Here is a 24,858-nt window from a genome sequence, read left to right as displayed (position 1 = left end):
GCGAAGGGTCAGTGGCGACGATCGTCGCCGCTCCCCTCGCGGGTGAGATCCTCGGCCCGCACCGGGGTCGCGTCGAAGCGGCGGCCGTAGGCGCGCTCCTCGATCACGCGCTCGACCTCTTCCTCCGGCAGGTCGGGTGCGCCGTATACCGCGTAAGCGATGCTGCCGTCGTCGCGTTCGCCGACCTGATGCAGGCGGTAGCGCGCATGGCCGCCGCCGCTGTTCTCGGGATAGTGGACCGGCGGACGTCCGCCTTCCAGGTCCATCTCGCTGTTGTCCACCACGCCACCCACGAACAACGCTCTCATCTTCCACTCTCCTGCAGGACGATGATCGCAAGTCTGGCAGTCGCGATGTTCGCGCAAGGTCAAGCAAACATGGTGCAGGCGCGAACGAGACGCTTGGCAAAGCTGAACAAAAAGAAGGGGCGAGCCGAAGCTCACCCCTTGATGCACACCACCTGGCGCAGCGTATGGACCACCTCCACCAGGTCGGACTGCGCGGCCATGACCGCATCGATGTCCTTGTAGGCGGCCGGCGATTCGTCGATCACGCCGGCGTCCTTGCGGCATTCGACGTGCGCCGTGGCCTCGCGGTGCTGCGACAGCGTGATCTGCTGGCGCGCGGCGGTACGGCTCATCACGCGGCCCGCGCCGTGGCTGCAGCTGTGGAAGCTGTCGCCATTGCCCTTGCCGCGCACGATGAAGCTCTTCGCGCCCATGCTGCCGGGAATGATCCCCAGCTCGCCGGCACGCGCGCTCACCGCGCCCTTGCGGGTGACCAGCAGGTCCTCGCCGCCGTGCGTCTCCTTCTGCACGTAGTTGTGGTGGCAGTTGACCGCCATCTTCTCCAACTGGAACTTCGGCAGGCGGTGGCGCATGTCGGCCAGCACGCGCGACATCATCGCTTCGCGGTTCTCACGGGCGTAGTCCTGCGCCCACGAGACGGCTTCCACGTAATCGTCGAACAGCGGCTCGCCTTGCATGAAGAACGCGAGATCCTTGTCCGGCAGGTGGAAGCCCAGCACGCGGTGCGCCAACTGCTCGCGTGCCCGCTCGATGAAGTAGGTGCCGATCAGGTTGCCGGTGCCGCGCGAACCGCTGTGCAGCATCACCCAGACGGCGTCGCTTTCGTCGAGACAGAGCTCGATGAAGTGGTTGCCGCCGCCCAGCGTGCCGATCTGGCAGCCGAGCTTGTCGGTACGGATCCTGCGGTGCTTCTGCTTGATCACGTCCAGGCGCTGCTCAAGCCCCGACTGCGCGATGCGGGTTGCGATGCTGTCGGGCAGCTTCCAGTGCTCGCCGCCGCGGCCGTTGCCGACCGGCACGCTGCGCTCGATGCTGGAACGCAGCTGCGCCAGGCTGTCGGGCAGGTCCTTCGCGCGCAACGTGGTCCGCACGGCGGCCATGCCGCAGCCGATGTCCACGCCGACCGCGGCCGGGATGATCGCGCCGCGGGTCGGGATGACCGAACCCACGGTCGCGCCCTTGCCCAGGTGCACGTCGGGCATCACTGCAACCCACGGCCCCACGAACGGGATGGACGCGATGTTCCGCAGCTGCTCGTGGGCCTGCTGTTCCAGCGGCACGCCGCGCACCCAGCCCTTGATCGGCGTGGTGCTGCCCTCGGCGTGCAGCAGTTCGAATTGACTACTCATTTCAATCTCCTTATGCCCGTCGCGCTTCGTTGCGCGGCGGGCTGCGTTCTTTCATTCCGTGTTGCACAGCCCGTGTGCGCGCAGTTCACGCGCGCCGAGCTGTCGTTTCGATCGTGCGTATACGTCGCCACATCCGTACAGCATCGGGTCTCCGTGGAAGACGAGTCCTCCCGCGCCCCGATGTCCGAAGGCAACGACAATGCGGCCGCGCACCACATCGACGACCCCGGGCCCATGGCCTGCGGCCGGAATTGGTGCGAGTTCAACGTCGTACCAGATGCCGTGCAGACGATGCAGCTGCCGCGAGGGCGAAATCGCCACACGGTCTGGCGTGAGCTGCTTTGTCGCGCGCGCCTTAAGCTCCTGCCGACGGACCCGCTCCCGTTCCTGGTTGTGGCGCAGAAGGCCGGTCGAGGGATCCAAATAGAGCTTCGGTGCCCAGCGATCGGCCAGGCGGCTCGGTTCGCCCCACTTCTTCTGCCAGTGCAACCGTCCATCAATGACGGACACGCGCACCGCGACGAAGTCGGCCAGATGCTGGTGGATGTGCTGCTGCACCGTGCTGCGCCGATCGATGCCTGCGCAGATCTCCGAGTACACGGCATCCCATGGTCTGCCGACCTGCCGGTGCAGGTAGCGTTCCAGTGGTCGCAGGTTCTCGTTGAGATACTTCCGGTGCTGATGGCGCGAACGTATGCTTTCCTGCATCGGTGCTGCTTCGTCCACGGTAGGGCGTGCCCGTTCGCGCGCGAAGCTGCCTCCGCGGCGCGGTCGCTCCACGATGACCTTGAACATGTCGTTTCGCATGGGTCTTCCTTTCGTCCTTGGGGACCGTGGCAGCCGCGTCCGTGCGGCCGCCCCGGTTTGCTACTTCAACGTCACTAGTTGCTTCAGCACGCCATCCAGGCCGCCGAACACGGTGAGCTTGTCGATCTTCTCGGTGACCTTTTCCAGCGCCTCGAGCTCCTTCAGGCGCATCAGCACCGGGGACTCGTCGATCAGCTTCGCGGTGTTGAGCAGGGAACGCGTGGCGTTCGCCTCCTCGCGACGACGGATCACGTTGGCTTGCGCCTGCTTCTCCGCCTGCACCACCGCGTTGAGGATCTCCTTCATCTCGCCCGGCAGGATCACGTCCTTCACGCCCACGCCCAGCACCTCCACGCCGAGGCCGTTCAACTGGCCGCGCACGTACGCAAAGATGTCGGCGTCGAGCGAGGCCTTGTCGCCCAGCAGCTCGTCCAGCGTCTTGGCGGAGACCGCCCTGCGCAGGCCGTACTGCAGCTCGCGGTAGACGAAGTCGCCGACCTTGGCGACCTTGGTGCGCGAGGCCACCACGTCGGTGACGCGGGTGCTCGCGGCCAGGTTCACGCGCAGGCTGACCTTGTCGCGGGTCAACAGTTCCTGGCCCGATACCTCGATCGTCTGCACGCGCAGGTCGACCACATCCACCACCACGTTCTTCCGGAAGTTCCAGAAGGCGTAGCTGCCTGCCGCAAGCGTGCGCTCGAGCTTGCCGTCGATGAACACCAGACCGGCGGACTCCGCCGGCACCTCGGCCACGACCGCCAGCTTCGACAGCGTGCCCAACTGGCGCAGACGACGCGCGACGGCGGCATCCACCTCCAGCGAGGCCAGGGTCACCGCCTGCACCTCGACCTTCACCAGGCCGATCCAGTACAGGCGCCGCGTGCCGGGCGGCAGCACGTCTTCCAGCTTGCCGTTCTTCAGCACCAGGCCGACCTGGTCCACCCCGATATCGGCGCAGACGAAGGTCTCGCCCAGGCGCTCGCCCAAGCCGACGATCAGTGCGTCGACGTCGTGGCCGGCGTATTCCGGCGCGGCGATGTTGAAGGTGCGTACCTCGGTGCGACCCATCGGGTCGAACCAGCGGTACACGCCGGGTGCGAGCACGCGCTCGAACCGACGGTTGCGATACACCAGGCCGCGCTCGCCGTCACCGATCACGACCCCCTTGGTCCAGAACATGGCGTTGTTCTCCTTGTTGGCTCTGGTGGTTCGATCCGGCTTGCCGGCATCGCCGCGGTGGATCGAATCCCGCGACGATGGAAGCCGGCCGCGACATGCGGCTGGCGGAAGAAGGTGGAAACGCCCCTGGACGGAGGCGGTGCGGACAGCCGGCGCTGTCGGCGGAAGCCTCGTGGCGGCGACGCGATCCTGGGATCGCATCGAAAGTCTCGCGCATCCGCGTCGAGGGCGCGGTGCCGGCACCGTCCGCGCTGCGGTGTTCCGTCTTCCTGCACTCCATCGCGGGAAGCCGGCACGCCGCACGAGGCGTTTCCTGGGTGGGACTTGCGTCCCGGTGTCATGACGTGACAGGTCAAGTGCCCTTGCAGGCGTTGGAGCGGGAGTCGAACCCGCGACACTCGGTATCTGAAACCGATGCTCTAACCGTCTGAGCTATCCAGAGGTGACGTACCGGAATCGAACCGGCTTGCCCAGCTTTCGCTGGTGCCTAACCATTCGGCCATCGTCATGGGGAACACCATGTCCCACGCTTCGGCATACGCCACGGCAGCGCCGCGCGCACCGGACGGGATACAAACCCGTACCGCTGTAGCGTGTTCGATCGATGCTCCGCATTGCCGGCTGTCGCCAACCGGCAATTCGTGCAGGCGCAGAGCGCCCGTGTGTGGTGTCCATTCCCCGCGCCGCTCGCGTCGAAGCATCACAACGCAGCGCACATGCGCCGGTCGCAGCCGCGCCCCTGCCTCGGGGCGCGCGGACGCGCTACCCGGATGCTCCAGGGCGGAAAGAAACTTCCGTGGTGGAATGGATGGAACCTGGTCGATGCATGCGCATCCTCCGCGAACGCTGAAAACAAAACGCCCCCGGGACGTGCGACCCGAGGGCGTTCGCGTTCCTCGGGAGATCGGGGTGGCCGATCTCCCAGGGAGTCAGCCGGATGTCAGGTGTCCAGGTGCCGTGCGCGTTCGATATCGCGCAGGCCGCACCCATTCGCGTGCAGCACCAGGCCGCAGCGCGATGGCTGCAGGGCGGGCTTGCTGTCGAAGGAATAGGCGGACTTCATGAGAAGAATTCGTTTGATGAAAAAACGGCCACGGGGCCGACGGGCGCGCACGATACGCCGCTTGTTTGCGAAGCGCAACAACTTTTTCACTTTTTTTCGCAAGGCCGATGAGTGGCATCAACGAATGGAGCGAAGGGCGTGTCGCTAGAATGACGTCCTCCTTCCCGTTGCGTGCCGCCCGTGGCCTCCCGATTCTCCGATCCCGCGCTCGATGCGTTGATGTTGCCCTTCGCACAGGGCCAGCTTGCCTGGCCCACCGGTCCGGTGCTGTTCCTGCGCGCGCGCGATGGCGCTGCACTGCGCCAGTTCCCGCTGGCGCAGCTCGTGTGCGAACAGAGTTTCCGTCCCGATGCCGAACTGCTGGAGCGTGCGGGACTGCGCGTGGTGGCGGATGCCGCCGAAGCCGGTGTGCGTTATCCCCTCGTACTGGTGTTGCCGCCGCGGCAGCGCGAAGAAGCGCGTGCGCTGCTGGCGCGTGCGGTGCGACTCGCCGCACCCGGTGGCATCGTCGTCGCCGCGATGACCAACAACGAAGGCGCGAAGTCGGGCGAGGCGGATCTGAAGCAGCTTACCGGCATCGCGGGCATGCTGACGAAGTTCCATTGCCGCACGTTCTGGACGCGGCCCTTGGGCGAGGGTACGGACGACGCACTGCTGAATCAGTGGTTGTCGCTGGACGCGCCGCGTCGCATCGAGAGTGGCCGCTTTCTCAGCCGTCCGGGCGTGTTCGCATGGAACCGCATCGATCCGGCCTCCGCACTGCTGGTCGAATGCCTGCCGACGGATATTACCGGGCATGGGGCCGACCTCGGTGCCGGCTGGGGCTTCCTGTCGCTGGCGTTGCTGGAGCGGTGCCAAGGCATCACCGCGCTCGATCTCTACGAAGCCGAGGCGCGTGCCCTGGCACTGGCGAAGGAGAACCTGGGGGCGGCGACGTCGCCCGCGCGCCTCGACTTCCGCTGGCACGACGTGACCACCGGTCTGCCGGAGCGTTACGACTTCATCGTCAGCAATCCGCCGTTCCACACGCAGAGCCGGGCGGACCGCCCGGATATCGGCCAGCGCTTCATCACGGCCGCCGCGGCCGCGCTCAAGCCGGGTGGGCGCTTGTGGCTGGTCGCCAATCGTCACCTGCCTTACGAGCAGACCTTGAACGAACGCTTCGGCGAGATCCGGGTGGCCGGCGAGCGCGACGGCTTCAAGGTGATCGCGGCCACGAAGGCGAGGCGCTGAGCGCATGAAGATCGTCAAGCACATCGCCAACCTCGGCTACGGCAGCCGCAAGCAGGTGCAGTGGATGTTCCGCGAGGGTCGCATCACCGATGCCGCCGGCGAGGTGTTGTATGCCGACGATCCGGTCGACCACGACGCCATCCGCGTCGACGGCGAGCCACTCGATCCCGCGCCCGGCTTGGCCATCCTGCTGCACAAGCCGGTGGGCTACACCTGCTCGACCAAGGACACCGGCCGCATCGTCTACGACCTGTTCCCGTCGCGTTTCCGCGACCGCTCGCCGGTGCTGTCCACCGTGGGCCGGCTCGACCGCGAGACGAGCGGGCTGCTGCTGCTCACCGACGACGGTGGACTGCTGCACCGGATCATCTCGCCGAAGGCCAACCTGCCGAAGGTCTACGACGCCACGCTGGCGCAGGATCTGCGCGGCGACGAAGGCGCGATCTTCGCCAGCGGCACGCTGATGCTGGAATCCGAGCAGACGCCGCTGGCGCCGGCTGGCCTGGAGGTGGTCGATCCGCGTCATGCACGCCTGACGCTGACCGAGGGGCGCTACCACCAGGTACGCCGCATGTTCGCCGCGGTCGGCAACCATGTCGAGGCGCTGCATCGCAGCCGTATCGGTGGGTTGACGCTGGACGATCTGGCCCCCGGTGAGTGGCGGATCCTCGACGAAAACGATCTGCAGCGGCTGTTCGGGACGGCGGCATGACGACACCCGCGTCGCTGCCGTTCACGCCGGTGGCGGTGATCTTCGACATGGACGGGCTGATGCTGGACAGCGAGCGCGCGATCATCGGATGCCTGGCAGACGCGGCGCGCGAACTCGGCCACGATCTGCCCGAGGTATTGTGGTTGGCGATGGTCGGCCACAGCGAGGCCGTATGCCGGCACCTGCTGGACGAAGCGGTCGGCGAGACGCAGCGCGACCTCATCCTCCAACGCTCTCATGTGCTGTACGACGCGGTGGTCGCGGCGGGCGTGCCGCATCGTCCCGGCATCCTCGCGATGCTGGACTTCCTGCAGGCTCGCGGCATTCCCCGTGCCGTCGCCACCTCGACGCGCCGACCGCTGGCGTTGAAGAAGCTGAAAGCTTCGGGCCTGCTGCCGCGTTTCGATGCCATCTGCACCAGCAGCGATGTCGAACACCCCAAGCCCGCGCCCGACGTCTACCTGCTGGCGGCGCGTTCGCTCGGTGTCGAACCTGCGTGGTGCCTGGTGCTGGAAGATTCGCCTACGGGCGTGCGCGCCGCATTGGCCGCTGGCATGTACCCGATCCAGATCCCCGACCTGCTCGAGCCCGATGACACCGTGCGCGCGTTGGGCCATCTGATCCTGCCGTCGCTGGACGATGCGCGTGTGCTGCTGGATCAGCGGCTGGCAGCGCACGCGGATATCTGATGTGGGAGCGACGTAAGTCGCGAAGCCTTTGGCCAGAACTCCGAGGTGTCTCCGGGTAAATCGCTGATGGCGATCGCTCTAGCGCTTGCCATGCTTACCTCTCTCACGGGAGTGTCGGCATGTCGGGATACTCGGAGCTTAGGAAAGGCCGCTTCTCGATGCCGGGTCAGGCCTACCTGGTGACATTCACCACGGTGGATCGCCGTCGGCTGTTCGATCAATCGGATCGGGCAAGCGATGCTTGCCGCGCCATCACGGCAGCGCGGCTTTGGTATCGCTCGCGATTGCTGTGTTGGGTACTGATGCCGGACCATTGGCATGGCGTGATCGAACTGGGGACGATGGACGATTTATCGACCACGGTGCAGCGGTTGAAATCCAATAGCGCCAGGATGATCCGTCGACACCATCCCGATGCCGGACGCATATGGGAGAAGGGATTCCATGATCGCTCGTTGCGGAGTGGGCCTGCGGTGTTGGCGGCGGCACGTTACATCGTGGCCAATCCGTTGCGTGCCGGTCTTGCGCGAAGCGTGGGGCAATATCCGTGGTGGGATGCGGTCTGGCTTTGATCCTTCCCGCGATGGAGAAGCAAAAGCATCGCGACTTACGTCGCTCCCACAACCAGCATCCCCACGGCCGGCGTCACGGGCGGTTTCATCATTCTGCAAACAGCTTCGCCCAACCCACATGCCCCAGCGCATCCAGCGTCTTCACGTTGCGCTCGACGATCACGTCGGGATCCGGGAAGGCCTCCACCGCGCGGTCGATGCTGGCTTCGCGCAGCAGGTGCAGGGTGGGGTAGGGCGAGCGGTTGGTGTAGTTGCTGATGTCGTCCGGCATGGTGCCGGCGAACTGGTAGTCCGGGTGGAAGCTGGCGACCTGGATCTCGCCCTGCAGGTCGAGCGCCTCGACAGCCGCATCGGCGTTCTCGAGGAAATCGTTGTAGTCCAGGAAGTCGGTCAGCACGTCCGGATGCACGATCAGCGTGGTGTCGACCTGCTCCGGATCGGTGTCGCGCAACAGCACCAGTTCTTCCGCCAGTTCCTCCAGCAGCGCTTCCGGCGTGCTGGCATCGCTCAGCACGAAGCGAACCTGCTGCTTCACGTACACCGCCTTGGCGAACGGGCACAGGTTCAGGCCGATCACGGCGCGCTCCACCCAGCGGCGTGTCGCGGCGATCGGGTCATCGGTCGGTGGGAGGAGGTCGGTCATGGAGATGCATGAAGAGCGGGGCGGGAAGTCTAAAGGTCGGGAGGTTGGCGTGCTTCTGAAATGCCTGCATCGGATAGCTTTGTTATAAAATAACAGTCTATATGAGCATCGTTGTTTCATGACTGCCCTGCCAGTGCCATCCGCGCGCCTCACCTCGATCGATCAACTGCGTGGGCTGGTCATGCTGTTGATGCTGCTCGACCACGTACGCGAGACCTTCTTCCTGCACATGCAGGTCTCCGATCCGGTCGACGTCGACAGTGTCTCGCCCTTGTTGTTCGTCTTCCGCCTGGGTGCCCATCTCTGTGCGCCGGCGTTCGTCTTCCTCACCGGTCTGTCCGCGTGGCTGTATGGCCAGCGGCAGCCGCGGCCGCGCGCGGCGACGGCCGCCTTCCTGGCCAAGCGCGGCGTGTTCCTGCTTGTGCTGGAACTGACACTGGTCAATTTCGCGTGGACGTTCGAGTTGCCGCCGCAGACGGTGTACCTGCAGGTGATCTGGGTCATCGGGCTGTCCATGCTGGCGTTGGCCGCACTGCTCTGGTTGCCGCGGGGCGTGCTGGTGGCCATCGGGTTGGGGGTGATCGCGGGCCACAACCTGCTCGACGACGTCCGTTTCGAGGATCCCGTCGGGCACGCGCTGTGGTCGATCCTGCATCAGCGCGACTGGATCGTGATTTCCGACGGTGCGCTCAGGCTGCGTACGTCCTATCCGGTGCTGCCGTGGATCGGCGTCATCGCGCTGGGCTATGCCGCCGGGCCTTGGTTCGGGACGACGATGTCGCCATCATCGCGCCACCGCCGCCTGCTTGCCTGGGGCGCCGCGTCGCTGGCGATCTTCTTCGTGCTGCGGGCGCTCGATGTCTACGGCGATGCGCCGTGGCGCGCGGCTGCCGACGGTGTCCGCACGCTGATGGCGTACTTCAACGTCACCAAGTATCCGCCATCGCTGCTGTTCCTGGCGTTGACGCTGGGCATGTCGTTGTTGCTGCTGAGGCTGTTCGAGCAGCGGCAGTGGGCCATCAGGCTGGAGCCCTTGGCGACACTCGGCGGTGCGCCGATGTTCTTCTACCTGCTGCACCTGTACGTACTCAAGCTGCTGTACGTGGCGGCGGTTGCGACGTGGGGTGCGAACCAGGGTGAGCATTTCGGCTTCGACCACGCCGGCTGGCTGTTGCCGGTCGCCGCCGCCCTGGCCTTGGCGCTGTACCCGGCGACCCGCGCCTTCGCCCGGTTGAAGGCCCGTCGGCGCGATCTGGCGTGGCTGCGCTATCTCTGAGCCGACGGACTGCCGTCAGTCGCGGAAGTTGTCGAACTGCAGCGGAAGCTCGAATTCGGTCTTCTTCAGCAGGGCGATGACGTCCTGCAGGTCGTCGCGCTTCTTGCCGGTGACGCGCAGCTTGTCGCCGTTGATCTGCGCTTCGACCTTCAGCTTGGCGTCCTTGATGGTGCCGACGATCTTCTTCGCCAGCTTCTGCTCGATGCCCTGCTGGACGGTAATCTTCTGGCGGGCGCCAGCGAGATTGGTCTCCACATCGCCGAAGTCCAGGCAGCGGGCATCGATCTGGCGGGCGATCAGGCGTGCGCGCAGGATGTCGGTCATCTGCTTGAGCTGGAAGTCGCTGGGTGCGGACTGGGTGATCAGCTTCTCTTCCAGCACGAACTTGGCGTCCACGCCCTTGAAGTCGAAGCGGGTGGACAGTTCGCGGTTGGCCTGGTCCACGGCGTTGGTCAGTTCGTGGACGTTGACTTCGGACACGACGTCGAATGAGGGCATGGGGGAGATCCTGTAGCGGGGCGCGGAATTCTACCGTGTGTCGGGAAGCGGCATCCCGTCTGGCGAGATCTGCCGGCGCGAGGAGCGCGCCACGTGGGCGAGTCGACGCGCGCTCTCGCAGATCAGCAGCGGGACGGTCCAGCTGCACCAGAGCAGGGTCGCGATCAGGGTCGGCGACGGCGCCAGGCCGCTCGCAATGGCGACGGGCAGCGATAGGCGGAAGATGATCGGGGCCAGCGTCACCGCGTAGTTGTGGGTCATCCAGCGTTGGTGCCGGTCCACCGCGCCATGGCGGATCGCGATGAGGCCGGTCAATCCGGTGGTGAGCCACGCCAGTGCGGTAGCGGCGAAGGCCAGGCGGATCGCAAACGGTGCCGGCGAGGTGGCGATCAGTCCCGTGGCACCGACCGCGGCCACCAGCATGCCAACCAGATAGGCGCGACCGGTCAGGCGATGCAGGCGCGGACGGCGCCTGCGCCATTGGGTCAGGAACTGCACCGGCCCCAGCAGCATGGTGGTGAGGCCCCCGGCGAGATGCATCCACAACCAGCCTCGGCGCGTCATGAACATGCCGTAGGCGGCCGAATCGAGATGCCGGTACTTGCCGTAGGCGGCGAGCAGGAACTCGAGACTGGCGATCGCGAGCAGCAGCCACAGCACGGCCCAGGCCAGGCGGACGGCGAGGCGCGCGCGTGGCGACGCACTGCGAGGAGCGATCCCGGTCATCGGCCTGCCTGAGGGTGGACGGGTGCAGCGTAACGCACGCCGGCGGAGGCGATAATGGCGCATGCCCACTGTCCGTCCCTCGCTCGCCTCCGCCGTCCTGCTGATGCTGGCTGCCGTGCTCATGTTCGCGCTGATGGATGCAGGCCTGAAGCTGCTGTCCGCGCACTATCCGCCGCTGCAGGTGGCGGCCCTGCGCGGCCTGTCCTCGCTGCCGCTGGTGACGCTGTGGGTGCTGGCGACGGTACCGGCGCGCACGCTGCTGCAGGTGCACTGGCCATTGCATCTGTTCCGCGGCGCGCTGGGCGTGGCCATGATGGCCGGGTTCGTCTACGGCCTGCGCACCATGCCGCTGTCCACGGCGTACGCGATCACCTTCGTCGCGCCGCTGCTGGTCACCGCGATGGCCGGGCCGCTGCTGAAGGAAAAGGTGGGTGCGGCGCGCTGGATCGCCATCGGCATCGGCCTGGTCGGGGTGCTGGTGATCCTGCGGCCGACCGGCGAAGGCATGCTGACGGGCGGCGGCTTGGCGATCCTGATCGCCGCCGTCTGCTATGCGATGGGCGCGGTCACCGTGCGCATGCTGGCGCAGCGCGACAGTACGCAGGCGATGGTGTTCTGGTTCGTCGTATTGCTGTCGTTGGGTGCATGGCTGCTGGCGCTGCCGACGTGGAAGTCGTTGCAGGCCGCGCATGGCTGGATCATCGCTGGCGTCGGCATCTCCGGTTCGCTGGCGCAGGTGGCGCTGACCGAAGCCTTCCGCCGTGGCGAGGCCTCGCTGATCGCGCCGCTGGAGTACACCGCGTTGGTGTGGGGCGTGCTGCTGGACGTAGCGTTGTGGTCGGTACTGCCGGACGGCGTCACCTGGATCGGCGCCGGCATCATCGTGGCGAGCGGCCTGTATCTGTTGCGGCGCGAAAAGGTCCACGTCGAAGCCGAGCATCCCTGACGCGCGTTACGGCATGATGCAGGTATGCCCATCGTCCTTGTCCTGCTGTTCGTCTTCCTGTTGCTCGCCCTGTGGGCGCTGCTGCTGCCGCTCTCGCTGTGGCAGCGTTATCGCTACGGTCGTGCGCGACGCATGGCACGGCCCTGGCTGCTGACGTTCAACGCCTGGAGCCTGCTCGTCTCGGTGGCGATCTTCGTCGCGGTCAGCGCGTTCGGCCTGTTCTGGTGGCCGGACAGTCTGGTCGGTGCGGGTGCGGGATTGCTGGCGGGCAGCGTGCTCGGTCTGCTCGGCGTGTGGCTGACACGCTGGGAGGTTGCGCCGCAGGGCGTGTTCTACCAGCCCAATGCCTGGCTGGCGCTGCTGCTGGTCGCCATCGTGGCCGGCCGCATCGTATGGGGGACGGTGCAGATGGTGCAGTACTGGCAGTCGGAGCGTGTGCCGGCGACGCATGCACTGCTGAGCGGGCATGGCAGCCTGCTGGCGGTGGGCGGCCTGTTGCTGGGTTACTACCTGGTCTATGCATGGTGCGTGAAATGGCGCGTCGCCCGTCTTGAGCGGCTGCGCGGCTACGGCGCGCGCTGATCGCCTGCGACCTTACAAAGAGGCGGCGGGCCCGGAGGCCCGCCGCCGTATCGACGCGCTGACGCGATGGATCAGAAGCGCGCGCCGATACCCACACCCACGACCCACGGGTCGATCGTCAGTTCTTCGCCGGTGCCCTGGCCGCCGACGCGCACGCCGGCGTCACCCTTCATGTAGCGCGCATCGGCACGGGCGAACCACGTCTGGTTGATGTTGAAGTCCATGCCTGCCGTGGCCATGGCGCCCTTGGCGGTCTCCAGGCCCACGTGGGCACCATCACCGCCGATGCTCTCGTTGCTGAAGTTGGATTCGTAGTAGCCCAGACCCACGAACGGGCGCATCACCTTGTCGGGCGTGCCGAAGTGGTACTGGCCGCTAAGCGCGATCGGCTGCTGGTCGACGGTGCCGATCTTGCCCGGACCATCGGCCTTGACGCGGTGGTTGAACTTGTCGGCGGCACCCCACAGTTCCACCGCCACATTGTCGGTGGCGTACCAGCTGGCGCTGATCACGGGGGCGACATCGCCATCGATCTTCAGGCCGGGCGCCGGGTCGCGATCGGGCTTGAGGATGGCGGCACCGCCGACGACGGCGAAGCGCTTGCCGGAAGCATCGGATGCCGTATCGGTGCTCGCGTCCTGCGCAAAGGCTGGTACGGCGATGAGGGCGGCCAGGGCAATCGTGAGGGTTCGAATGGACGTCATGCAGGAATCTCCTGTTCTGTTTTCTTATGTCCCTGGCGGACGATGCGATGCGTGATGCGTCGTGGCCGTCAGGGCGAGCGCACCGTAACCAGCCGCGCATGAATGCCCACTACGCCGCGACGTGAACCGATCGACAACGCAGCGGAATCGCCGCGTCAGTACGCGTGCATTTCACGGTGTCTGCATGACGCTGAGCGCGACGGCCGCAATCGTTCAGCGGCGTGTACCCCCGTGCACGGCCATCGCCATGCATGACGCGGCCACGCGGCTGCGTTACTGTTCGCGCAACACGGGGTGGTGACCATGGCGAGCAGCAAGGCGAAGACGGTCGGCGAGTACCTGGCGGAGCTGCCGGACGACCGGCGCGCGGTCGTGTCGGCCGTTCGTGACCTGGTCAACCGGCACATGCCCGAGGGGTATGTCGAAACGATGAGCTGGGGCATGGTCAGCTGGGAGATCCCGCTGACGCGCTACCCGACCACCTACAACAAGCAGCCGCTGTCGTACGTCGCGCTGGCTGCGCAGAAGCAGTACTACGCGCTATACCTGACCACGTGCTACGCGAACTCCGCGCAGGACGTGGTGTTGCGCAACGCCTACGCGGATGCCGGGAAAAGGCTGGACATGGGCAAGAGCTGCCTGCGGTTCAAGGCGCTGGACGACCTGCTGCCCGACGTGATCGGCGGCGTGATCGCATCGACGCCGGTGGACGCGCATATTGCACACTACGAAGCCAGCCGCGCACGGACGTGACCCGCATGCCCCCTGCCAAACGCAAACCGCGCACCGGACGCGCCCGGACGGAGCTGCCTGTCCCCGGCAGCCATCTGACGATGGCGGACCTGGCGAAGGTGGCCGGCGTCTCCGCGATCACCGTCTCGCGCGCGCTGCGCGACAGTCCGCTGGTCAATGCCGAAACGCGCGAGCGGGTGCGGCAGGTGGCGCAGCAGTACGGCTATGCATTCAATGTCAGCGCACGCAACCTCAAGCTCCGCCGCAGCATGACCGTGGCGGTGGTGGTGGAAATGAAGCCGACCGTGGAGCGGCAGATGTCCGGTCCGTATCCGCTCGACCTGCTGGGCGGCATCACGCAGGAGCTCACCTCTACCGGCTACAGCGTGTTGCTGACGTCGCTGCAGGGCGGCTCGCTGCCGAACGTGCAGGCGGCCGACGGCGTCATCCTGCTCGGCCAGGGCGCGCACGAGGACGCCATGCACGCCGTGCAGCGCTGGGGGCGGCCGATGGTGGTCTGGGGCGCGGTGAGCCGGCACGAATCGCAGGTCGTGGTGGGCAGCGACAACCAGCGCGGTGGCGCCCTGGCGGCGGAGCGTTTCATTGCGCTCGGCCGGCGGCGTCCCGCCTTCCTCGGTGATCCGGCGCACGGCGAGTTCGCCGAGCGGCTGGAAGGCTTTGCGGGGGCATTGGCGCGGCATGGCATCACCCCGCTGACGCCGACCGTCGGCAGCTTCACCGTCGGCGCCGGTGCGGAAGCCGTGCACGCGCTGCTGGAAGCACACCCGCAGGTCGATGCCCTGTTCGCCGCCAGCGACCTGCTGGCCATCGGCGCGATCCGCGCACTGATCGAGCGCGGTCGCCGCGTACCGGAAGACGTCTCGGTGATCGGCTACGACGACACCCCGCTGGGGGCCACCTACGTACCGCCGCTGACCTCGGTGCACCAGAACTTCATCGATGCTGGCGTGCTTCTGGCACGCAAGGTCCGGGCCCTGATCGAGGGCGAGGCGGCCGCCTCCGAGACCCTGCCGACCCACCTGGTGGTCCGCGCGACCTGAGCGCAGGGCGCTGCTGCATTGCAGCGTCCATCCGGTGGACATCCGCGTCGTCGTCGTCGAACGGCGAGTTCGGTAACTGATTGATCGGAAAGATATCCGGCAGCCATCTGGACACGATGCCGGCGCCGTACAGCTCATCGCGGCGATGTTCTGATATCGATAACTTGACATCGATAACAATGACTCCTAGCGTCGCCCCGCCATGGCACCTGCCGGGGCGGTCAGCACAACGGGAGTCGGGATGTCGGTGGAACAGCAACAGGCGGCGATGCGGGCAGGCGGGGCCAATGAAGGCCGGACCGATCCGTGGCGACTCACGCAGCGGGGTGTCGATGCCGCGCGGGCCGCGCGCGACGAAACCCTGTTCGCGCTGGCCAACGGTACGCTCGGCGTGCGCGGCGCGTTGGAGGAAGGCGACAGCGCCAGCGACGGCACGTTCCTGTCCAGCGTGTTCGAGCAGAACCCCATCCACTATCACGAGCGTTTCCCCGGCTTCACCCGCAGCACGGATACGCGCGTACCGGTCGCCGAGGGCAAACACATCCGCCTGCGCCTGGGCGAACAGCCGCTGACGCTGGCGGACGCCGAGTGGCTCGACTTCGAACGCACGCTGGACCTCGCGGGCGGCGCGCTGGACCGTCGCCTGCGCCTGAAGACACCGGAGGGACATACGCTCGAGATCACCGCGCGCCGCGTGGTGCCGCTGGCCGAGCGCGCGCTGTTGGCGATCCGCTTCAAGGTGGCCTCCATCGACTACGCGGGACCGCTGACGCTGGTTTCGTCCATCGAGACGGGACGCCAGGCGGTCGAGCAGGGCGACGACCCCCGCATCGGCGTGCATGGCGGCAAGGACCTGCAGGTCTCGGACGAACATGCCGATGCGGACGGAGCGCGGCTTACCCAGCGCACCCACCACAGCGGCGTGGCGCTGGTCGCGGCCCAGCAGCACCGGCTGTCGCCGGGCCTCATCCTCGAAGGCGCGGTGGACGGTGCAGGCCGCGTCGAGCAGCGTTTCGTCGCCACGCTGGAACCCGGCGCATCGGTGACGATCGAGAAGTTCGTCGCCTACGACGATGGCAACGGCAGCGTCGCGGACGGCGTGGATGCCGTGCTCGCGCGCGCGCAGGCGGCGGGCTTCGACACGATCGCGGCGGCCCAGGCCGACGCGATGCAGGCGTTCTGGCGGCGCGCTGGCCTGTCGGTGGACGGCGATCCCGCGGCGGAGCTCGCGCTGCGCTTCAACCTGTTCCATCTGCTGCAGTCGGCCGGCCGCGACGGCATCACCGGTACGGCCGCCAAGGGCATCACCGGCGAGGGCTACGAAGGCCACTGCTTCTGGGATACCGAGGCGTTCGTGTTGCCGGTGATGGCGTTCACCGCGCCGGACGTGGCCCGCGCGATGCTGATGTACCGCTACCGCACGCTGGACGGCGCGCGCGACACCGCGCGTGCGATGAACCATCCGCGTGGTGCGCTGTATCCGTGGCGCACCATCGCCGGCCGCGAGTGTTCCGCGCACTATCCCAGCGGCTCGGCGGCGTACCACATCAACGCCGCCATCGCGTACGGGATCGGGCTTTATCTCGACGCCAGCGATGATCTCGACTTCCTCAGCGAGGCTGGCGCCGAGATTCTTTTCGAGACCGCGCGCATCTGGCCGCAGGCCGGGCATTTCAATCCGCGGCTCGGTGGTGCGTTCTGCATCCATGAAGTGACCGGCCCGGACGAGTACACCACGCTGGTCAACAACAACTGGTACACCAACCGCATGGCGCAACGGCACCTGCAGCGTGCCGTGGAAGCGTGGTCACGGCTGTCGGCCGAGCGTCCGCGGGCGCTGGACCTGCTGGCCTCGCGCATCGGGCTGGACGCGGATGAAGTCGCGCTGTGGCAACGCGCCGCGGACGCCATGCATCTGCCGGTCGACGAGGCGCTGGGGATCCATCCGCAGGACGACGATTTCCTCGCCAAGCCGCGCTGGCCGTTCGCGAAGCGGGAAGGACCGCATCGCCCGTTGCTGCTCGACTACCATCCGCTCACGCTGTACCGCCACCAGGTCTGCAAGCAGGCCGACGTGGTGATGGCGCTGGTGCTTGCGGGCGACGGCATCGACGCCGGCAGCAAGCGCCGCGACTTCGACTATTACGAAGCGGTCACCACACACGATTCCACGCTGTCGGCGCCGGTGTTCGGGATTCTCGCCAGCGAAGTGGGCCAGGACGAAAAGGCATGGCGCTACTTCGACGCCAGCCTGCGTGTGGACCTCGATGATCTGCATGGCAACACCGACCACGGCGTGCACATGGCCGCGATGGCGGGCAGCTGGCTGGGTCTGGTGCAGGGCTTTGGTGGCTTGCGCGTGGCGGCGGGTCGGCTGCACTTCGCGCCCACGCTGCCGGCCGCATGGACCGGTTACGGTTTCAACCTGCGCTGGCGCGGCTGCGCGCTGCGGGTGGACGTGGAGGCGCGAGGCGTGCGCTACCGGCTGGACGAGGGCGACGTGCTCACCTTCCGTCACGGCGGCAGCGACGTGATGCTGACGCGCGAGCGCGAAACCGTGCTGCCGCTGGCCGTGCCCGCGCCGCCGAAGGCGACGTTCCCGCGGGCCTGCGACGCACTGGTGTTCGACCTGGACGGCGTGCTGACCGATACCGCGCACACGCATTACCGCGCGTGGAAGCGGCTGGCCGATGAGATCGGCGTGCCGTTCGACCTGCAGGTCAACGAGCGGCTGAAGGGCGTGGACCGCATGGCGTCGCTGGAGATCATCCTCGAGCGTGCATCGCGCACGTATTCCGCCGACGAGAAGCGCGCGCTGGCCGACACCAAGAACGGCTACTACGTGCAGGAAATCGCCAGCGTCGGTCCGCAGGATCTGTTCGACGGCGTGCGCGAGGTGCTCGACGCCGCCCGCGCCGCCGGCCTGAAGCTGGGGCTCGCCTCGGCCAGCCGAAACGCGCCGGCATTGCTCGACAAGCTGGGCATCGCCGACTGCTTCGACTACATCGCCGACGCCGGCCGCATCGTCCGCGCCAAGCCTGACCCGGCCATCTTCCTGGATGTCGCCACCGCGCTCGGCGTGCCGCCGCACCGCTGCATCGGCGTGGAAGACGCCGCGGCCGGTATCGAGGCCATCCATGCCGCCGGCATGGCGGCCGTGGGCATCGGCGATGCGCGCGTGCTGCGCCACGCCGATGCCGTGGTTCCCCGCATCGCCGATTTCGACCTGAGGACGTTCGTTTCGCCTTGACCGCACGTGGCCACAGAAGCCGCGGCGTCAGCCTGTCACTACAACAACAAACGCATTACGTGGAGGGAGAGACCATGAAACACAGCAAGCACCCGATGCGCTACGCCCTGTCGGCCGCCATCGCGATGGCGCTCGCGCCGACGCTGGCCGCCGCCCAGGAGGCCGCCCCGGCCGCCAAGGACGACGCGACCACGCTGGACGCCGTCGTCGTCAGCGGCACGGCCAAGTTCAAGGGCCTGCGCAAGCGCGACGCCAGCTTCTCGATCAGCACCGCGACGCCGGAACAGATCCAGGAGACCGCGCCCACCAGCACCGCCGACCTGCTGAAGATCGTGCCCGGCGTCTGGGCCGAGGCCAGCGGCGGCGGCACCGGCGCCAACGTCTTCGTGCGCGGCATGCCGTCCGAAGGCGATGCGCCGTTCTTCACCCTGCAACTGGACGGCTCGCCGATCTTCCCGCCGCCGACGCTGTCGTTCCTCGAGAACACCACGCTGTTCCGCATCGACGACACCATCGCGCGCGTCGAAGGCCTGCGTGGCGGCCCCAGCCCGATCTACTCCAACGGCCAGCCTGGGGTCACCGTCAATTTCATCCAGAAGAAGGGCGAGGACACGCCGGAGGGCCTGGTACGCATGACGCTGGGCACCGACAGCCTGCGCCGCGTCGATTTTTACAGCGGCGGCCCGCTGAGCGCCGACAGCGGCTGGTACTACAGCGTCGGTGGCTTCTATCGCGAGACCGACGGCGTGCGCCAGACCGGCTTCCCGGTGGAGAAGGGCGGCCAGCTGAGCGCGACGCTGACCAAGCGCTGGGCCGAGGGCGAGTTCAATCTCTACGCGCGCCACACCGACGACAAGAACACCTTCTACACCGCGGTGCCGCTGGTCTCGCGCAACAACGGTGAGGACATCTCCAGCTTCCCCGGCCTGGACGCCACCACCGGCACGCTGGTCGGCGACGATTTCCGTCGCGTGACGCTGCCCACCGGGGTGGGCAACCAGACGATGACGCGCGACCTGGCCGACGGCCGCGGCGTGGACATCGACGTGTTCGGCGGTTCGCTGGACTGGTACGTGGGCAACTGGACCATCAGCGACAAATTCAACTACATCAAGGGCGACGCGCCGACCTATGCGCTGTTCACCGGCGCCAATCCGCAGACGCTATCGTCCTACATCACCGACACGTACGGCGCGGGCGTGACCGGCACCGGTACGTTCGTCAATGGCGGCGGCGCGGTCGATCCGAACCAGCAGGTGCTGACGGCAGGCTTCTGGGTGGTGGAGAAGGAGATCAGCTCGTTCACCAACGACCTGCGCTTCAGCGTCGACCTGACCGACAGCAACTCCCTGACCTTCGGCGTGTACTACGCCGACTACTCGTCCAAGGACCGCTGGTGGCTGGGCAACAACATGCTGCTGACGGCGCAGGACAACGCCCGCCGGGTGAACCTGGCGCTGTCGGACGGTCGCGTGGCGACGCGCGACGGCTTCGTCGGCAACGCGTTCTACAACATCCGTGGCGACTATGACGGCCAGAACACCGCCTTCTTCGTCGCGGACGAGTGGACGGTCAACGATCGCATCCGCCTGGATGCCGGCGTGCGCTACGAGCGGCAGGAAGTGAACGGCACGGTGTGGGATCCGATCACGGTCGACCTGGACGGCAATCCGAACACGCTGTATGACAACGCCACGTCGGTTTCGACCACGCCGCGCAGCATCGACCAGAACGACAGCGATGTGTCTTGGACTGCAGGCCTGAACTACACGCTCAACGACAACGTCAGCCTGTTCGGCCGGGTCAACTCGGGCTTCACCTTCCCGCAGTTCGACAACCTGCGCGACGGTGCCAACAACAAGACCGAGATCGACCAGTACGAGCTGGGCCTGAAGGCCGGCGGCGAGACGTACGAGATGTACCTGACCGCGTTCTTCAACGATTTCACCGGCCTGCGCTACCAGGCGTTCGACAACAACGGCAACAACGTCGTGATCATCGGCGACTCGAAGGCGCGCGGCCTGGAGTTCGAGGGTGCGTGGCGTCCCGCCGGCGGCTTCGAACTGGCGTGGAACGCGACCTGGCTGCGCGCCAAGTACGGCGATTTCGCCACCTACGACGGCAACCAGGTGGTGCGCCAGCCGAAGTTCCGCGCGCGGCTGACGCCCAGCTACTACTGGTCGCTGCCGTGGGGTGATCTGAAGGCGTTCGCCACCTACACGCACGTCGGCGACCGGTACTCCGATCCCGCGAACGGCCAGGTGCTGCCGTCGTACGACACCTGGGACATCGGTGCCAGCGCGCACGTGGGCGACCACTGGGAGTTCACCTTCTCCGGCCGCAACGTGACCGACGAGATCGCGCTGACCGAGGGCAATGCGCGCGTGCTGGGCAACGCGACCAGCGGCGGTGTGTTCATGGGCCGTCCGCTGGAAGGCACGTCGTACCAGGCGTCCGTCGCCTACCGCTGGTGAGGCACCACGGCCCACGCCTGCGTGGGCCGTCGTCCGCCGTCGCGCCGTCTCTCCCGGCGCGGTGGCGGATACTCTTTCCGATATGGATGGAGGCGCCGCGGGACGGCGACTCCATCTCCCGCGAGCCGACCGGTACCGCCCATGACGCGCACCCGCATGATCCTGGCGATGATCCTGACCTACATGATCTTCGCCATGCTGTTGAACTCCGTGGGCACGGTGATCCTGCAGTCCATCCAAGGCTTCGGCATCAGCAAGACCGACGCCAGCCTGCTGGAGGCGTTCAAGGACCTGCCGATCGCGATCACCTCGTTCCTGATCGCCTCGTTCCTGCCGCGGCTCGGCTACCGCCGCGCGATGATGCTCGGCCTGCTGCTGGTCGCCGCCGCCTGCGCGGCGATGCCGCTGCTGCAGGCGTTCTGGGCGACCAAGCTGCTGTTCACCACGGTGGGCATCGCGTTCGCGCTGGTGAAGGTGTCGGTCTACTCCAGCATCGGGCTGCTGACCGACGGGCCCGAAGCGCACGCCGCGCTGACCAGCACGGTGGAAGGCTGGTTCATGGTCGGTATCCTCGGCAGCGCCTGGCTGTTCGCGGCCTTCATCAATCCCGACATGCCGGGCGATCCGGTCTGGCTCGACGTCTACTGGGTGCTGGCGGCGATGTGCGTCGCTGTCGTCGTGCTGCTGGCCACCTGCACGCTGGACGAGCGGGCGGCGCAGGATGGTCATGCCGCCAGTGAGTCGTTCATCGACATGTTCCGCCTGCTGGCGTTGCCGCTGGTGGTGGTGTTCCTGGTCTCGGCCTTCCTCTATGTGTTGATGGAGCAGGCGATCAACACCTGGCTGCCCACCTTCAACCGCGAAATCCTGCACCTGCCCACCACGCTCAGCGTGCAGGCGGCCAGCATCTTCGCCGGTTCGCTGGCGCTGGGACGGCTGGGCGGCGGCGTGCTGCTGCGGCGCGTTCCCTGGTTCTGGCTGCTGTCGGGCTGCGTGGTGGCGATGGCGGTGCTGGTGCTGCTGGCCCTGCCGCTGGCGGCGAACGTGCAGGCGCGTGAGGGCATGACGTGGTGGAATGCACCGGCCGCCGCGTACGTGTTCCCGATGATCGGCCTGCTGATGGCGCCGATCTATCCGGCGATCAACTCGGTGGTGCTCAGTGCGCTGCCGAAGTCGCGGCATGCGGCGATGACGGGCCTGATCGTGGTGTTCTCCGCGCTGGGCGGCACCACCGGCTCGTATGTCACCGGCCAGCTGTTCGCGCATTTCGACGGGTCGCGGGCGTTCTACCTGCTGCTGGCGCCGATGGCGATGCTGCTGGTGTCGATGGCGCTTCTGCAGCGCGCGGTGTCGAGGCGTCCGGGGGTTGCGCAGGCGGCGTGATGCACGCGCATTGACGCCGCCTCGCCGGTGGGGTGGCGTATCGTGTCGGCCCCCCGAACACGAGACGACGCATGAACGCGACCGGCGTGGCCCTGGCCCTCTTCATCGGCATGCTGTTGCCGCTGCAGGCACTGATCAACGCGTCGCTCGGTCGGCAGAGCTTCGGGCCGCTGTTCGCCTCGCTGTCGTCCTTCCTGGTCGGTACCGGCGTGCTGCTGGCATGGTGGCTGCTGACACGGCCGGTGTTCGTGCCTGCCGCACTGACCAAAGTGCCGTGGTGGGCGTGGACGGGCGGCATGATCGGTGCGGTATTCGTCGCCTCCGCCACGCTGCTGGTGCCGCGGCTCGGTGCGGCGTCGCTGATCTGCCTCGTCGTCGCCGGGCAACTGGTAGGGTCGGTGGTGCTGGATCACTACGGCGTGCTGCATGCGCGGCAGCCGGTGGACGCCGTGCGCGTCGTCGGCCTGTTGCTGGTGGTCGCCGGTGCGCTGCTGGTGGTGAAGCCCTGGCAGTCCGCGGGCGGCTGAGGCATGGGTGATCTGCTGACCGGCCTGCCGCCGAGCGTCGGCGCGGAATGCCGCGTGCTGGTGCTGGGCTCGATGCCGGGCGATGCCTCTTTGCAGGCGGCGCACTATTACGCGCACCCCCGCAACCGGTTCTGGCCGCTGATGGCGGCACTGGGCGGATTTTCCGCGGACCTTCCGTATGAGGTGCGCATGCAGGCGTTGCACGACGCCGGCGTCGGCCTGTGGGATGTCATCGGCCAGTGCGAACGTCGCGGCAGCCTGGATGCCAGCATCGTGCGCGGCAGCGAGGTCGCCAATCCGGTGGCCGACCTGCTGGTGGCGCATCGCAGCATCGTGGCGATCGCATTGAACGGCAGCAAGGCTGCGGAGTCGTTCCGTCGCCATGTCGAGCCGCAGTTGCCGCAGGCGCATCGACCGACCCTATTGGCACTGCCCTCCACCAGTCCCGCCAATGCCGCCTTCCAGCACGCGCGACTGAGCGCAGCCTGGAGCGCGATTACGCCATTCCTGCGTACCCGCGGCTGACAATGCGGCAGCGTATCGTGCTGCGCCGGTGTCGAACCAAAGCGATACCACTGTGTCGGTCGCGTCCCGCAATGTCCCGCCATGGACAGCAAATAACACCAAGGAATGGTTGGCGCATCGCGCCGTGGCGGCCACAATAGGGGTTCCCCTCTTCACGCCCCCACCGGAGTAACGCCATGTCCGACATCAAGGAAGCCAAAGTCCCCGACATCGGTGACTACGACGGCGTACCGGTGATCGAGATCCTGGTGGCCGTGGGCGACACGGTGAAGAAGGACCAGGGCCTGGTGACGCTGGAGTCGGACAAGGCGACGATGGAAGTGCCGTCCCCGTTCGCCGGCGTGGTGAAGGAAATCAAGGTCAAGCTGGGCGACGAGATCGCCGAAGGCGCCGTCGTCGCGCTGATCGAAGCCAGCGAGGGCGCCGCCGAGACCAAGCCGGCCGCCGCCGCGCCGGCTCCGACGCCCGCCGCCGAAACCGGCGCGAAGGTCGAGCCGGTTGCCGTGTCGCCGACGCCGGACAAGATCGCCCAGCGCGAGATCGCGCAGGAACGCGCCGCGCCAGCCGTCGCCCCCGTCGCCTCGCGCGTGCTGGACGACAAGCCGGGCATCGATCCCGAAGCCTCGCCGCCGCGGACGCCGCCGGTCGAGTTCAATGCCGACCGCGTGCTGCCGGAGAAGGTCGCCTATGCGAGCCCGGCGGTGCGCCTGTTCGCGCGCGAGCTGGGCGTAGACCTGAACCAGGTGAAGGGCACCGAGCGCGGTGGCCGCATCAGCAAGGAAGACGTGCAGAAGTACGTCAAGGGCGCACTGGCCGGCGGCGTGGCCGCACCGGCAGCCGCGGGTGCGCCGGTGGCCGCGGGCGGTGGTCTGAACCTGCTGCCCTGGCCGAAGGTGGACTTCAGCAAGTTCGGCGAGACCGAAGTCGTCCAGCTGTCGCGCATCAAGAAGATTTCCGGCGCCAACCTGGCGCGCAACTGGGCGATGATCCCGCACGTCACCCAGCACGACCACGCCGACATCACCGACCTGGAAGCGCTGCGCGTGGCGCTGAACAAGGAGAACGAGAAGGCCGGCATCAAGCTGACAATGCTCGCCTTCCTGATGAAGGCCAGCGTCTCGGCGCTGAAGAAGTTCCCCGACTTCAACGCCTCGCTCGACGCCAGCGGCGAGAACCTCACGCTGAAGAAGTATTTCCACGTCGGCTTCGCCGCCGACACGCCGAACGGCCTGGTCGTGCCGGTGATCCGCGACGTCGACAAGAAGGGCGTCAACGAGATCGCGCAGGAAAGCGGCGAACTGGCGAAGAGGGCGCGCGAAGGCAAGCTGGGTCCGGCCGAGATGTCGGGCGGCTGCTTCTCGATCTCCTCGCTGGGCGGCATTGGCGGCGTGGCGTTCACGCCCATCGTCAATGCGCCGGAAGTGGCCATCCTCGGCGTGTCCAAGTCGTCGATCCAACCTGTCTGGGACGGCAAGCAGTTCCAGCCGCGCCTGATGCTGCCGCTGTCGCTGAGCTACGACCACCGCGTGATCGACGGCGCCGCCGCCGCACGCTTCACCGCCTATCTCGCCCAGCTGCTCGGCGACATGCGCCGCGTGCTGCTGTAAGGAGACCGAGAC

At 67.2% G+C, this 24,858-nt stretch carries 24 protein-coding genes and 1 tRNA gene; 15 read left to right on the top strand and 10 right to left on the bottom strand.

The annotated features are described in order from the left end of the window. Positions 1-8: 8 nt before the first annotated feature. The 6 genes from ACSQ1W_RS17100 to ACSQ1W_RS17075 form a co-directional block, all read right to left on the bottom strand. On the bottom strand, positions 9-308 hold the full coding sequence (locus ACSQ1W_RS17100; protein ID WP_436044908.1) for a hypothetical protein: 300 nt from the start codon (positions 306-308) through the stop codon (positions 9-11). Positions 309-439: 131 nt separating this feature from the next. Then, positions 440-1,657, bottom strand: coding sequence for an RtcB family protein (locus ACSQ1W_RS17095; RefSeq protein ID WP_436044906.1), 1,218 nt, complete (start codon positions 1,655-1,657; stop codon positions 440-442). Between the two features lie 51 nt (positions 1,658-1,708). Further along, entirely contained in the window at positions 1,709-2,383 is a 675-nt protein-coding gene (locus tag ACSQ1W_RS17090) for a hypothetical protein (protein ID WP_436044905.1), read from the bottom strand. Between the two features lie 141 nt (positions 2,384-2,524). Continuing rightward, a complete protein-coding gene (locus ACSQ1W_RS17085) occupies positions 2,525-3,643 on the bottom strand; it encodes a slipin family protein (RefSeq protein ID WP_436044903.1) in 1,119 nt (372 codons plus the stop codon). A 372-nt stretch (positions 3,644-4,015) separates the two neighbouring features. After that, a tRNA-Leu gene (locus ACSQ1W_RS17080) sits at positions 4,016-4,081 on the bottom strand. A 502-nt stretch (positions 4,082-4,583) separates the two neighbouring features. Beyond that, on the bottom strand, positions 4,584-4,706 hold the full coding sequence (locus tag ACSQ1W_RS17075) for a hypothetical protein (RefSeq protein WP_436044901.1): 123 nt from the start codon (positions 4,704-4,706) through the stop codon (positions 4,584-4,586). A gap of 219 nt (positions 4,707-4,925) precedes the next feature. Here ACSQ1W_RS17075 and ACSQ1W_RS17070 point away from each other — a divergent pair, with 219 nt between their 5' ends. The 4 genes from ACSQ1W_RS17070 to ACSQ1W_RS17055 all read left to right on the top strand — a co-directional run bounded on the left by ACSQ1W_RS17070 (position 4,926) and on the right by ACSQ1W_RS17055 (position 7,912). Then, complete coding sequence (locus ACSQ1W_RS17070) at positions 4,926-5,939, top strand: class I SAM-dependent methyltransferase (RefSeq protein ID WP_436046232.1); 1,014 nt, start codon at positions 4,926-4,928, stop codon at positions 5,937-5,939. Positions 5,940-5,943: 4 nt separating this feature from the next. Continuing rightward, entirely contained in the window at positions 5,944-6,651 is a 708-nt protein-coding gene (locus ACSQ1W_RS17065; protein WP_436044899.1) for a pseudouridine synthase, read from the top strand. After that, a complete protein-coding gene (locus tag ACSQ1W_RS17060; protein WP_436044897.1) occupies positions 6,648-7,340 on the top strand; it encodes an HAD family hydrolase in 693 nt (230 codons plus the stop codon). The genes ACSQ1W_RS17065 and ACSQ1W_RS17060 overlap by 4 nt, the downstream gene beginning before the upstream one ends. Positions 7,341-7,459: 119 nt before the next feature. Continuing rightward, positions 7,460-7,912 carry an REP-associated tyrosine transposase gene (locus ACSQ1W_RS17055; protein WP_436044895.1) on the top strand — a complete coding sequence of 151 codons (453 nt, stop codon included), beginning with the start codon at positions 7,460-7,462 and terminating at the stop codon, positions 7,910-7,912. Positions 7,913-8,000: 88 nt separating this feature from the next. Here the strand turns inward: ACSQ1W_RS17055 and ACSQ1W_RS17050 are convergent, their stop codons facing one another. Beyond that, positions 8,001-8,555: a DUF1415 domain-containing protein gene (locus tag ACSQ1W_RS17050; protein WP_436044893.1), complete on the bottom strand. Its 555-nt coding sequence runs from the start codon at positions 8,553-8,555 to the stop codon at positions 8,001-8,003. A gap of 118 nt (positions 8,556-8,673) precedes the next feature. Between ACSQ1W_RS17050 and ACSQ1W_RS17045 the strand changes: the two genes are divergently transcribed. Continuing rightward, a complete protein-coding gene (locus ACSQ1W_RS17045; protein WP_436044891.1) occupies positions 8,674-9,831 on the top strand; it encodes a DUF1624 domain-containing protein in 1,158 nt (385 codons plus the stop codon). Between the two features lie 15 nt (positions 9,832-9,846). Here the strand turns inward: ACSQ1W_RS17045 and ACSQ1W_RS17040 are convergent, their stop codons facing one another. Next, entirely contained in the window at positions 9,847-10,329 is a 483-nt protein-coding gene (locus tag ACSQ1W_RS17040; protein WP_192273752.1) for a YajQ family cyclic di-GMP-binding protein, read from the bottom strand. Positions 10,330-10,359: 30 nt separating this feature from the next. After that, positions 10,360-11,055: a DUF2306 domain-containing protein gene (locus tag ACSQ1W_RS17035; RefSeq protein ID WP_436044889.1), complete on the bottom strand. Its 696-nt coding sequence runs from the start codon at positions 11,053-11,055 to the stop codon at positions 10,360-10,362. A 61-nt stretch (positions 11,056-11,116) separates the two neighbouring features. Here ACSQ1W_RS17035 and ACSQ1W_RS17030 point away from each other — a divergent pair, with 61 nt between their 5' ends. Then, positions 11,117-12,001, top strand: a complete 885-nt coding sequence (locus ACSQ1W_RS17030) for a DMT family transporter (protein WP_436044888.1) — start codon at positions 11,117-11,119, stop codon at positions 11,999-12,001. A 24-nt stretch (positions 12,002-12,025) separates the two neighbouring features. Further along, entirely contained in the window at positions 12,026-12,583 is a 558-nt protein-coding gene (locus ACSQ1W_RS17025; RefSeq protein ID WP_436044886.1) for a DUF1453 domain-containing protein, read from the top strand. 71 nt (positions 12,584-12,654) lie between these two features. Here ACSQ1W_RS17025 and ACSQ1W_RS17020 read toward each other — a convergent pair whose 3' ends face one another. Beyond that, positions 12,655-13,287 carry an OmpW/AlkL family protein gene (locus ACSQ1W_RS17020; protein ID WP_436044884.1) on the bottom strand — a complete coding sequence of 211 codons (633 nt, stop codon included), beginning with the start codon at positions 13,285-13,287 and terminating at the stop codon, positions 12,655-12,657. Between the two features lie 303 nt (positions 13,288-13,590). Here ACSQ1W_RS17020 and ACSQ1W_RS17015 point away from each other — a divergent pair, with 303 nt between their 5' ends. From ACSQ1W_RS17015 to ACSQ1W_RS16980, 8 genes are all read left to right on the top strand, one after another. Then, a complete protein-coding gene (locus tag ACSQ1W_RS17015; protein ID WP_436044882.1) occupies positions 13,591-14,040 on the top strand; it encodes a DUF1801 domain-containing protein in 450 nt (149 codons plus the stop codon). Positions 14,041-14,045: 5 nt separating this feature from the next. Further along, entirely contained in the window at positions 14,046-15,080 is a 1,035-nt protein-coding gene (locus tag ACSQ1W_RS17010) for a LacI family DNA-binding transcriptional regulator (protein ID WP_436044881.1), read from the top strand. Between the two features lie 241 nt (positions 15,081-15,321). Next, positions 15,322-18,330 (top strand): beta-phosphoglucomutase, encoded by a 3,009-nt coding sequence (pgmB, locus tag ACSQ1W_RS17005; protein ID WP_436044879.1) that lies wholly within the window; start codon positions 15,322-15,324, stop codon positions 18,328-18,330. A 74-nt stretch (positions 18,331-18,404) separates the two neighbouring features. Beyond that, positions 18,405-20,804: a TonB-dependent receptor gene (locus tag ACSQ1W_RS17000; RefSeq protein ID WP_436044877.1), complete on the top strand. Its 2,400-nt coding sequence runs from the start codon at positions 18,405-18,407 to the stop codon at positions 20,802-20,804. Positions 20,805-20,945: 141 nt separating this feature from the next. Further along, complete coding sequence (locus ACSQ1W_RS16995) at positions 20,946-22,187, top strand: MFS transporter (RefSeq protein ID WP_436044875.1); 1,242 nt, start codon at positions 20,946-20,948, stop codon at positions 22,185-22,187. Positions 22,188-22,258: 71 nt separating this feature from the next. Beyond that, complete coding sequence (locus ACSQ1W_RS16990; RefSeq protein WP_436044873.1) at positions 22,259-22,714, top strand: DMT family transporter; 456 nt, start codon at positions 22,259-22,261, stop codon at positions 22,712-22,714. Between the two features lie 3 nt (positions 22,715-22,717). Continuing rightward, complete coding sequence (locus tag ACSQ1W_RS16985) at positions 22,718-23,239, top strand: DNA-deoxyinosine glycosylase (protein WP_436044872.1); 522 nt, start codon at positions 22,718-22,720, stop codon at positions 23,237-23,239. A gap of 176 nt (positions 23,240-23,415) precedes the next feature. Beyond that, positions 23,416-24,846 (top strand): dihydrolipoyllysine-residue acetyltransferase, encoded by a 1,431-nt coding sequence (locus tag ACSQ1W_RS16980; protein WP_436044870.1) that lies wholly within the window; start codon positions 23,416-23,418, stop codon positions 24,844-24,846. Positions 24,847-24,858: the final 12 nt, after the last annotated feature.

The sequence above is a fragment of the Pseudoxanthomonas sp. LjRoot143 genome (assembly GCF_964252945.1).
In the GTDB taxonomy this organism is placed as follows: domain Bacteria; phylum Pseudomonadota; class Gammaproteobacteria; order Xanthomonadales; family Xanthomonadaceae; genus Pseudoxanthomonas_A.
This window is presented reverse-complemented; position numbering and strand designations above follow the sequence as displayed.